This window comes from Flagellimonas sp. (assembly GCF_965233845.1).
In the GTDB taxonomy this organism is placed as follows: domain Bacteria; phylum Bacteroidota; class Bacteroidia; order Flavobacteriales; family Flavobacteriaceae; genus Flagellimonas.
In genome coordinates, this window is sequence record NZ_OZ247584.1 from 3,118,765 (window position 1) to 3,130,000 (window position 11,236).

At 43.1% G+C, this 11,236-nt stretch carries 7 protein-coding genes; 3 read left to right on the top strand and 4 right to left on the bottom strand.

Features of this window, described 5'->3' with window-relative positions; genetic code table 11:
• Genes ACO6S0_RS13990 through nhaD form a run of 4 tightly spaced genes read right to left on the bottom strand, consistent with a single transcriptional unit; the run spans position 1 to position 3,413 of the window.
• Complete coding sequence (locus tag ACO6S0_RS13990) at positions 1–882, bottom strand: energy transducer TonB (RefSeq protein WP_422348951.1); 882 nt, start codon at positions 880–882, stop codon at positions 1–3.
• A complete protein-coding gene (locus ACO6S0_RS13995; protein WP_420400772.1) occupies positions 882–1,268 on the bottom strand; it encodes an ExbD/TolR family protein in 387 nt (128 codons plus the stop codon). Before ACO6S0_RS13995 ends, ACO6S0_RS13990 begins: the two co-directional genes overlap by 1 nt.
• Before the next feature lie 9 nt (positions 1,269–1,277).
• Positions 1,278–1,970: a MotA/TolQ/ExbB proton channel family protein gene (locus ACO6S0_RS14000; protein ID WP_420400773.1), complete on the bottom strand. Its 693-nt coding sequence runs from the start codon at positions 1,968–1,970 to the stop codon at positions 1,278–1,280.
• A gap of 57 nt (positions 1,971–2,027) precedes the next feature.
• On the bottom strand, positions 2,028–3,413 hold the full coding sequence (gene nhaD, locus ACO6S0_RS14005; protein ID WP_422348952.1) for a sodium:proton antiporter NhaD: 1,386 nt from the start codon (positions 3,411–3,413) through the stop codon (positions 2,028–2,030).
• Positions 3,414–3,649: 236 nt separating this feature from the next.
• On the opposite strand from nhaD, the gene ACO6S0_RS14010 reads away from it, so the two are divergent.
• The 3 genes from ACO6S0_RS14010 to ACO6S0_RS14020 all read left to right on the top strand — a co-directional run bounded on the left by ACO6S0_RS14010 (position 3,650) and on the right by ACO6S0_RS14020 (position 11,098).
• Positions 3,650–4,792 carry an acyl-CoA dehydrogenase gene (locus ACO6S0_RS14010; RefSeq protein WP_422348953.1) on the top strand — a complete coding sequence of 381 codons (1,143 nt, stop codon included), beginning with the start codon at positions 3,650–3,652 and terminating at the stop codon, positions 4,790–4,792.
• 322 nt (positions 4,793–5,114) lie between these two features.
• On the top strand, positions 5,115–9,623 hold the full coding sequence (gene gltB, locus ACO6S0_RS14015) for a glutamate synthase large subunit (protein WP_422351833.1): 4,509 nt from the start codon (positions 5,115–5,117) through the stop codon (positions 9,621–9,623).
• A gap of 8 nt (positions 9,624–9,631) precedes the next feature.
• Entirely contained in the window at positions 9,632–11,098 is a 1,467-nt protein-coding gene (locus ACO6S0_RS14020) for a glutamate synthase subunit beta (RefSeq protein ID WP_422348954.1), read from the top strand.
• The last annotated feature ends 138 nt before the right edge of the window (positions 11,099–11,236 follow it).

Consider the following 11,236-nt stretch of genomic DNA (forward strand, 5'->3'; position numbering starts at 1 on the left):
TTATTGCCCCAGCTTAAAGTTGACCACAACAAAGCCAATTTGTTGCGTTGGCGCATTGGAATCCAGGTTCCATTTGTGCAAGAGAGCAGTTTTTCGTGCTGGGTCTAACAAACAAGGCGCGTTATTGGTAGTTCCTTTGACTCCAGGAGTTGCTTTTACTACCCTTCCATTTCTATCCACAACAATTCTAACCACTACACGGCCTTCTTCATTACATTCCTGCTGTACTTTACCCTTGCTTACCAAGGAACGCCCATTGAGTCCATAACCGCCTGTTCCGCTTCCACTACCTGGAGCACCATAGTAGCTGGTTGCATAGGGATCTCCATCTGGCTGGCCCTTGTCACCCTGTCTATTATCATCGCCCTCACTGCCAATGGTTTTACCATCAGACTTGCCAATTCCACCGATTAGGGCATCCAAGCTTTTCTTTTTAGCCTCCTGCTCTTTTCTTTTGCGTTCTTCGGCTTGCTGCTTTTCCCGGGCGATCCGCTCTGCTTCGGCCTTTGCTTTTCTTTCAGCTTCTTCAGCCTTTCTTTTGGCTTCTTTTTGTTGATTTATTCGGATAGTCTCCTCGCTGTCTTGGGTCACTACCTTTTCCACAGGCTCGGGTGGCGCGACAGGCTCCGGTTCCGCTTGCTCCGGAACGGGTTCAGGAATTTGTTCGGTTTTTACCTGTTTAGGCTCCGACCGCACTTTCTCCTTAGGTTGAACCGGTCCGCTACCAAAATCTGTCGTACCGAAATTTACTGCAATCCCATTTTCAATGGGTGGATCCAAATAGGTGAGCCCAATATAAAAAAGCAATAGAAGTAATGCACTTAACAGCAAAGTGGTAAGTGTGAAGGATTTTTTCTTGTGTCTCGTATCTAAAAATGACATTATTTTGGCCGCACCGCCAAGATAACCTTGTAACTGTTTCTGTTGGCTATATCCATCACGTTTACTGCCTCTTTAATGGCCACGCTCTGTTCTGCCCTTAGAATGATTGTAGGCTTCTCCTGCCCTTTTAGTGCCTTTTTTAATTCAATTTCAATGTATTCTGAGCTAATTTGCTCATTGTTCACAAAATATTCCAGATTCTTGTTGATGGTCACTGAAACATTTTGGGTGTTCGTAGATTTCCCTTTTGCTTTTGGCAACAGCAAATCCAGTGCATTGGGTGCATTTGAGGTCAACATAAAAAACACCAACAACAAGAACACAATATCTGTCATTGACGACATGCTAAACTCTGGACTTACTTTATTTCTTCCCTTTAATTTCATGTCTGAACGCTAGATGGGTTCATTCAATAAATCCAAAAACTCAACAGCATTGGCTTCCATTTTATGGACCACTTTATCGGTTCTGTTCACCAAATGGTTATATCCGATATAGGCAATGATACCAACCACCAAACCGGCAACAGTTGTGGTCATAGCTGTGTAAATTCCAGATGCCAAAGATCCCATTTCTGCTTGTCCGCCGCTACTCGCCATTTCGTGGAATGCCAAAATCATACCAATTACGGTTCCCAAGAAACCTATCATGGGTGCCGCTCCTGCCACTGTGGCCAAAACACTTACATTCTTTTCCAGTTTGTAAACCTCTAAAGTACCCGCATTTTCAATAGCTGTATTGATATCATCCAAAGGCTTTCCAATACGCGAAACACCTTTCTCTGTCAACCTGGCTACCGGTGAATCGGTCTGGGCACATAAAATTTTGGCAGCGTCCAACTTCCCATTCATGACGTGGTCACGAATTTGGTTCATAAAGTTTTTGTCAATCTTTGATGCTGCTTTAATTGCAAAAATGCGCTCAAAGTAAATATAGAGTGCTACAAAAAGAAGTACAAAAAGTACCATTATAATAACAACACTTCCTGTTCCCCCGTTAACGATAAGGTCAATAACAGAAAGGGTTTTTTCTTCCGAAATAGCAGCTGCAATCTCGGACCCCTCTTCCAAATCTTGAAAAATAATCATATAAAATCCCCAATTTTAGTTGCAATAATAACGGAGATTTTTGAGCTAAAGTATTTTTTAGAAAAAATATCGCATTCCAATGAAGCAAATGGCGCCCGCAATAAACCCTATGAAGGCCAACCATGCTATTTTTCTAAGATACCAGAAGAAGTCGATTTTTTCCATTCCCATGGCCACCACACCAGCAGCAGAACCAATGATCAACATACTACCTCCAGTACCTGCTGAATAGGCAATAAAGTGCCACAACGGATTATCTATGGGCTCAGAGAACATTCCCAAACTGGCCGCCACCAAGGGAACATTGTCAATAATTGCAGAACCGATTCCCAAAATAATCACTACTAAATCGGATACCTGGGTTCCTTCAAGTTCAGTGCCTAGTAAGCCAACACTCTGTTTTAGGTTTTCTGCAAAGTTGAATAACAATCCCAGAGATTCCAGAGCTGCAACAGCCATCAAAATTCCAAGGAAGAATAGAATACTAGGCAATTCTATCTTGGTCAAAGCGCTGTGTACCGGACTGTGGTGAGCTCCTGCATCACTTTCGGGATCTACAGACGAAATCGTAATTTTGGAGCTACTGTAGATTTCAGCAAAAGTGGCCACAACGGCAAGTGACAACATCATTCCCACATAGGGTGGCAAATGCGTCACGGTTTTGAAAATGGGCACAAAAACAATCGCACCCAAACCTAGGTATAACATAGTGGCCCCAAATTTGGATTTGGCCGGAGTTGCCTCTTCCAAATCTATCTCACCTTTAAATGCGGACATAAAGGAGGCGATAAATGTAGGTACCAACATACAAACCAATGAAGGCACCAACAAGTAGCCAATCAACTTAGCGGTGGTAACCTTGTTTCCAATCCATAGCATGGTAGTGGTAACATCCCCAATGGGAGACCACGCCCCGCCAGCGTTCGCCGCGATAATGATCAAACCGGCATACCAAATTCTAACATTTCTGTCCCTAATAACCTTTTGAAGTATGGAAACCAAAACAATAGTAGCGGTAAGGTTGTCTATGATTGCGGAAAGAATGAAGGCCAAAAAGGCAAATATCCAAAGGATTTTACGTTTGCTCCTTGTCTTCACATAAGATTTAATGGTAGCGAAACCGTCAAAATAATCAATGATTTCCACAATGGTCATGGCACCCAATAGAAATACCAAGATCTCCGAGGTTTTACCCAAGTGGTGCAAAAGGGTCTCCTCCAGCAAATGCATTTTGTCCTCATGCCCCAGATCGCCGAAGCCATCCAATAAGGCATGCTTCCCAGAATCAAACCAGGTGGTAAACCCATCAATTCCAAATGCCATCATGGCCCAGAGAATGGCCATCATGGCCAAAGCTGGTATTAGCTTGTCTATTTTAAGGTTGTGTTCCAGGGTAATAGCTAAATAGCCTAAGACAAATATGGCAATGAGGATGGTTTCCATAGTTAGTTTGGTTTAAGATGTTGAAACTGGCCCTGCTTTTCAGCCGAGCTTGTTGCTAAAGATATTCAAAATGGATTTTCCCACATAATCTTCCTTCCAGAAAATTTGGCAAGCCCAAAATAGATTCAAAACCCCATTCATTGAATTAGGTAATTCTCATTTCAATGGGTTTTTTGATGAAAAATAACCATCTAAAAGCTATATTTGTATCCCTTTTTTAACTATTTCTCAATTCTATGGAATTTTCACTTTCGGAAGAACAACTGATGATACAGCAAGCGGCCAAGGATTTTGCCCAAAATGAGCTATTGCCCGGAATCATTGAACGGGACGATGCGCAAAAATTCCCATGGGAGCTGGTTGAAAAAATGGCGGACCTAGGATTTATGGGAATGATGGTGAATGAAAAATATGGAGGCAGCGGTCTTGATACCCTATCCTATGTTTTGGCCATGGAAGAATTGTCCAAAGTAGATGCTTCAGCTTCCGTCATGGTTTCGGTAAATAATTCGTTGGTTTGCTGGGGACTTGAAACTTTTGGCACGGAAGCCCAAAAAGAAAAGTATCTAACCCGCTTGGCTTCTGGCGAGGTCATTGGCGCATTTTGTCTTTCGGAACCGGAAGCAGGTTCAGATGCCACCTCACAAAAAACAACAGCCATAGACAAAGGAGACCATTACATATTAAACGGCACCAAAAATTGGATTACCAATGGAAGTTCAGCCGAATTCTATCTGGTAATCGCCCAAACAGATGCCGATAAGGGTCACCGTGGCATCAATGCGCTAATTGTGGAAAAGGGAATGGACGGTTTTGAAATTGGTCCAAAAGAAAACAAATTAGGCATTCGGGGAAGTGACACCCATTCTTTGATCTTCAACGACGTGAAAGTTCCAAAAGAAAATCGAATTGGAGAAGATGGTTTTGGGTTCAAATTCGCCATGAAGACCCTTTCGGGCGGTCGGATTGGGATCGCGGCACAAGCCTTGGGTATAGCGGCCGGAGCCTACGAGCTTTCCAAAAAATACGCCAAGGAACGTAAGGCCTTCGGCACTGAGATAGCCAATCACCAAGCCATTGCCTTTAAACTTGCAGATATGCACACCAAAATACAGGCAGCCCGTTATTTGGTATACCAAGCAGCTTGCGACAAAGATTTGGGGAAAGACTACTCCTTATCCGGTGCAATGGCTAAGTTATATGCCTCGGAGGTTGCCATGGAAACTGCAGTAGAGGCCGTTCAAATACACGGCGGAAATGGATTTGTAAAGGAATACCACGTAGAGCGACTTATGCGCGATGCCAAAATCACCCAAATCTATGAAGGGACTTCCGAGATTCAGAAAATGGTAATTTCCAGAAGTATCTTAAAAGACTGAATTTTCCATTCTGTCATTTAAGATACCCCTATTCTTTAGGGGGTTATATGCCAAAATCAGGCAATTATCACGTTTCACCCCTTGCCATTGTCATCCAGTAGTTGAAAATTCTTAACCGTAGCACTTAACACCCCCATGATTTAAGCAAAACTAGACTTAGCCCTTCCTCAAAATTGAGATTATCATAATTATCGATTCCCCAAATTTTTAATTTGCATAATTTTTAAAGCATTTACACAAACGTTGATGAATTAGTTGCATTTGCTTGAAAACCATGCCTTTTCTTTATCAAAAATGATATTTTTGAACAAATACCATAATGATGAGGAAGTTGGAAAAACAAGGGTTATACCTGCCGGAATTTGAGCATGACAATTGTGGCGCAGGTTTTATTTGCAGTCTAAAAGGAAAGAAATCAAACGATATAATTCACAAGGCACTCGAGATTCTGGATAAATTGGAACACAGAGGTGCTGTAAGTGCGGATGGAAAAACTGGGGATGGTGCGGGTATTCTTATTGATATTCCCCACGACTTTTTTACCCAGGTATGCCCCTTTGAGCTACCCAAAGCAGGAGAGTATGCCATGAGCAATGTCTTTCTACCGCAAAAGGAAAATCAACGTGATTTTTGTATTGCAACACTAGAGGAAAACATCAAAAAACAAGGACTGCAGTTGTTGGGATGGCGGGATGTTCCCGTGAACCGATCCGTGCCCGGAAGAATTGCAGCAGAGACAGAACCCTTCGTAAAACAGGTGTTTATAGGTAAAGTTGATGATTTGGATGATTTCCAGTTCAATTTGAAACTTTTCATAGCGCGCAAGGTTACCGAGCATACCATAATCAAAAGTAAATTATCCCAAAGTCAGTTCTTCTATCTACCAAGCCTTTCTACAAAAATTATCATTTTCAAGGGATTGTTGGTTCCTCAAGATATCAGTAGATACTATCAAGATTTGTTGGACTCCCGGGTTGTTACCCGATTGGCTCTGGTACACCAAAGATTTTCAACCAATACGTTTCCAACTTGGGATTTGGCCCAGCCTTTCCGATATATGTGCCACAACGGAGAAATCAATACCCTAAGAGGTAATGTTTCTAGAATGCGATCGCGTCAAGAGTTATTGGAAAGCGATTGGTTTGGGGAAGACATTAAAAAAATCCTCCCTGTTGTACTTCCAGGAAAATCGGATTCCGCAAGTATGGATATGGTTGTTGAACTACTATTGATGACAGGTCGTTCCTTGCCGGAAGTCATGATGATGCTGGTACCCGAAGCCTGGGAGAAGAATACCGAAATGTCCGAGTCCAAAAGGGCCTTTTACGAATACAACTCTTGTTTAATGGAACCTTGGGATGGACCTGCTTCCATTCCCTTCACCGATGGAAATTACATCGGAGCGGTTTTGGACCGCAATGGATTGCGACCATCAAGGTATTCGGTGACCAAAAAAGGATATGTGATCATGTCTTCTGAGACCGGGGTAGTGGATTTGCAGCCTGAAGATATTGAATTTCATGGAAGACTGGAACCTGGTAAAATGTTCTTGGTGAACATGGAGGAAGGGCGTATCATCAACGATGAGGAAATAAAAGAAGCCATTGCCAAGAGACATCCATACCAAAAATGGCTTCAAAACAATCTGGTACACCTAAAGGATATTCCTTATAATGACTGTCCTGTTTTTTACGGTGAGTTTCCATTAGAAACCCGAAGGGCAGCTTTTGGCTATACCTTGGAGGACATCAACACCATTATTCTTCCCATGGCCAAAAATGGGAAGGAACCAATTGGTTCCATGGGCTCCGACACCCCTATCGCGGTACTATCTGAGCGGCCACAGTTGATTTACAACTACTTCAAGCAGTTGTTTGCGCAGGTGACCAATCCACCTTTGGATGGAATTCGAGAAGAATTGATCACCGATATCAGTCTTACCCTAGGTAGTGATCAAAATCTATTTGAGATCAATGAACTGCACTGCCGTAAACTAAAAATCCAAAATCCGGTAATCTCTAAAGAGGATTTGGATAAAATAAAAAATTATGACGCCAGTCCTGACTATAAAGTAGTTTCTATTTCCATCTTGTATGAAATTGCCAAGGGACACAATGGAATTGAAGAGGCTTTGGATTCCGTTCTGCAGCAGGCCTCAGATGCCATAGACGAAGGGGCCAACATCATTATTCTATCAGACAGGATGGTTAGTACTGAAATGGCGGCCATCCCAGCCTTACTTGCATGTTCTTATGTAAACAGTGGTTTAAGCCGAATGGGCAAACGTTCTAAACTGAGCATTATAGTGGAATCTGCTGAACCCAGGGAGGTTCATCATTTTGCCCTGCTTTTCGGTTTTGGGGCAAGTGCCATCAACCCCTATTTGGTCAATGAGATCATAGGGGAGCAAATTGAAGAAAACGACATTACGGAATACACTTTTGAGGAAGCCATCCATAACTATAACAAGGCCATTGGAAAAGGCATTCTAAAAGTGATGAACAAAATTGGAATCTCCACATTGAATTCCTATCGCGGCTCGCAGTTGTTCGAGTGCATTGGGATCAATACCAAAGTGGTAGGCAAATATTTTCCAAATACCCCTACACGAATCCAGGGTATTGGATTATATGAGATTGAAAAGGAGGTTGCCAAGCGCCATAAAAAGGCATTTAAAAATCAGGAATTAGCGGCCAATCTGGATATTGAGATTGGTGGAGAGTACCGTTGGAGACGGGATGGTGAAAAGCACATGTTCAATCCATTGACCATCGCCAAACTTCAAAAATCGGTACGCAATAACGAGCCGGAGACTTATAAAGAGTATTCCGAGTTGGTGAATGAGCAGTCCAAAAACTTAATGACCATCCGGGGATTGTTCGAGTTTTCGAACTACGACCCCATTCCAATTGAGGAGGTGGAACCTTGGACTGAAATCGTAAAACGTTTCAAAACAGGGGCCATGTCTTATGGAAGCATTAGCAAGGAAGCCCATGAAAATCTAGCGATTGCCATGAACCGTATCGGAGGAAAAAGCAATTCGGGAGAAGGCGGTGAGGATTCGGCTCGTTTCTATAAAAATCAAACAGGGGATTGGAAAAACAGTGCCATCAAACAGGTGGCTTCAGGTAGGTTTGGTGTCACCTCCAACTACTTGACCAATGCACAGGAAATCCAAATTAAGATGGCGCAAGGTGCCAAGCCAGGTGAAGGTGGACAATTGCCAGGACCCAAAGTGAATCCTGCAATTGCCAAAACCAGGAATTCCACACCTTATGTAGGGCTTATTTCTCCCCCTCCCCATCACGATATTTATTCCATTGAGGATTTGTCCCAATTGATTTACGACCTTAAATCTGCCAATAAAGATGCCCGAATCAACGTGAAATTGGTTTCCGAAGTTGGGGTAGGAACCGTTGCAGCTGGGGTTTCCAAAGCCAAAGCGGATGTGATTCTTATCTCAGGTTTTGATGGCGGAACAGGTGCTTCACCCTTGACTTCCCTAAAACATGCCGGACTTCCTTGGGAGTTGGGTATCGCGGAAGCACAACAAACTTTGGTGTTGAACGACCTTCGAAATCGGATTGTATTGGAATGTGATGGACAGTTAAAAACAGGAAGGGATGTTGCCGTAGCCTGTCTTTTGGGAGCTGAAGAGTTTGGTTTTGCCACTGCTCCATTGGTAGCATCAGGATGTATTATGATGCGTGTATGCCACCTGAATACATGTCCCGTGGGAATTGCCACACAAAACCCCGAGTTACGTAAAAAATTCAAAGGGAAGCCTGAACATGTAGTCAACTATATGTATTTCGTAGCCCAAGAACTGCGGGAAATTATGGCCAAACTTGGGTTTAGGACTGTTGATGAAATGGTGGGTCAAGTACAAAAACTGGACAGAAAGAAGGCCATTGAGCACTACAAGGCTGCGGGGATAGACCTTACGCCGATTCTTTATCAGGTTGATGTGCCGAAAGGAACAAAATTCCACAACACCCAAAAGCAGGTGCACGGTATTGAAGATTCCATTGAATTTGACATTATTGCCCAAGCGCACCCTGCCTTGTTCAGAAAGGAGAAAACCGTTTTGGATTTCCCAATTTATAACACCAACAGGGCGGTAGGAGCCATTATCAGTAACGAGATTTCCAAAATCTATGGAGCTGAGGGACTTCCGGAAAATACGCTCAAAATCAACTTTACCGGTTCTGCAGGACAAAGTTTTGGAGCTTTTGCCACAAAGGGACTCACTATGGTGGTCAATGGTAACACCAATGACTATCTAGGAAAGGGACTCTCCGGAGCTAAATTGATCATTAAAGTCCCGGACAAGTCAACCTTGAAGCCTGAGGAAAATATCATAACTGGAAATGTAACCTTATACGGAGCCACCTCAGGAGAAGCCTACATTAATGGAAAGGCGGGAGAGCGCTTCTGTGTTCGAAATTCTGGAGCCAAAGCGGTTGTGGAAGGTATTGGGGATCATGGATGTGAATATATGACTGGTGGAGTTGCCGTTATTTTAGGATCTGTAGGAAGAAACTTTGGTGCGGGAATGAGTGGAGGAATCGCCTATGTACTGGATACGGATGGTACATTCGAAAAGCAATGCAACGGCGAGACACTCAACCTTTTGGCCGTGGAAGAAGACAATGATATCAAGCAATTGAAAGAGCTCATTGAAAATCATTACAATGCCACCTTAAGCCCATTGGCACAAGAAATCTTGGAAGATTGGGAAAAGTATCTCCCAAAATTCATCAAAGTTTTCCCTGAAGAATATCGACAAGCTTTGATCAGATTGGAAAAAGAAAAATTACAAACCTTATAATTTGAGCCATGGGAAAGACGACTGGATTTATGGAATTTGATAGGAAAGATGAAGGCTATGTCCCTGTTAAAGAGCGAATCAAAAACTATAAGGAATTTACCATTCCATTAAAGGAAAAGGAACTTAAAGACCAAGGTGCGCGTTGCATGGACTGCGGTATCCCATTTTGCCATAGCGGATGTCCACTTGGAAATCTTATTCCGGATTTTAACGATGCCGTTTACCAAGGAAAATGGGAAAAGGCCACAAAAATTCTTCATTCAACGAACAATTTTCCGGAATTCACGGGTAGGCTTTGTCCTGCTCCCTGTGAGGAAGCCTGTGTTTTGGGCATCAACGAAGATCCTGTTTCTATCGAAAATATTGAAAAGAATATAGTCGAAACAGCCTTTAAAAATGGTTGGATCGTCCCAGAGCCTCCCACAACCAGAACGGATAAAAAGGTTGCGGTTGTAGGATCGGGACCTGCTGGTTTGGCCGCTGCCCAACAACTAAATAGAGCTGGGCATGCTGTTACGGTATTTGAAAGGGATGAAAAAGTAGGTGGCCTGCTTCGTTATGGAATTCCTGATTTCAAGATGGAGAAACATATTATTGACCGAAGATTGGAAGTGATGGAAGCCGAAGGAATCGTTTTCAAAACCGGAATCCATGTCGGTGTAGATGTTTCGGCTTCACAACTTCGTGATGATTACGATGCCATTGTACTCTGTGGAGGGGCAACCGTAAGAAGAGGACTTCCTATTCCGGGAGCGGACTTAAAAGGTGTTGTCCAGGCCATGGATTTTCTTCCACAAAACAACAGAAAAGTGGATGGTATACCATACAAAGGAGAGGAATTGACGGCAGAAGGAAAAAAGGTTATTGTCATTGGTGGTGGAGATACCGGTTCTGACTGCATTGGAACTTCCATAAGACATGGGGCGGTTTCCGTAACCAATTTTGAGATTATGCCCAAATCCACTCCAGAACGTCCTGAAGGTCAACCTTGGCCATTTTGGCCCATGCGTTTGCGAACCAGTACTTCACACAAAGAAGGAGCGGATCGTGTTTTCAGTATTTCAACCAAGAAATTTATTGGAGATAAAAATGGTAACCTTAAAGGCTTGGTCACTTCTGAAGTGGTTTGGGAAAAAGTACCCGGGCAACGACCCGTTTTAAAGGAAGTTGAGGGTACAGAAAAGGAGTGGGAATGCGATTTGGCCTTACTAGCCCTAGGATTCACCGGTTCTGAGACAACCATAGCCGATGAACTTGGACTGGAACTTGACCCAAGGACCAATATCAATGCTTCGGCTAAAGATTATAAAACCAATGTACCAGGTGTATTTGTTGCGGGGGACCAAAGAAGAGGACAATCCCTTATTGTTTGGGCCATTTCTGAAGGCAGACAGGCAGCACATCACGTGGACAGCTTTCTAATGGGAGACTCCAATCTCCCACTAAAGGGAGATGGAGATCTACCAAGGGTCTAAATTTCACAATAACCAACCAGACCCTAAAGCTCTCTGTTCTTTGAACAGGGGGCTTTTTTTATGGAATTCTGAAATGATAAGTCTCTTTTTTGGGAATATGAATTGGCTATAAAATAAGAAGCCCTCGGGAGCAAAGGC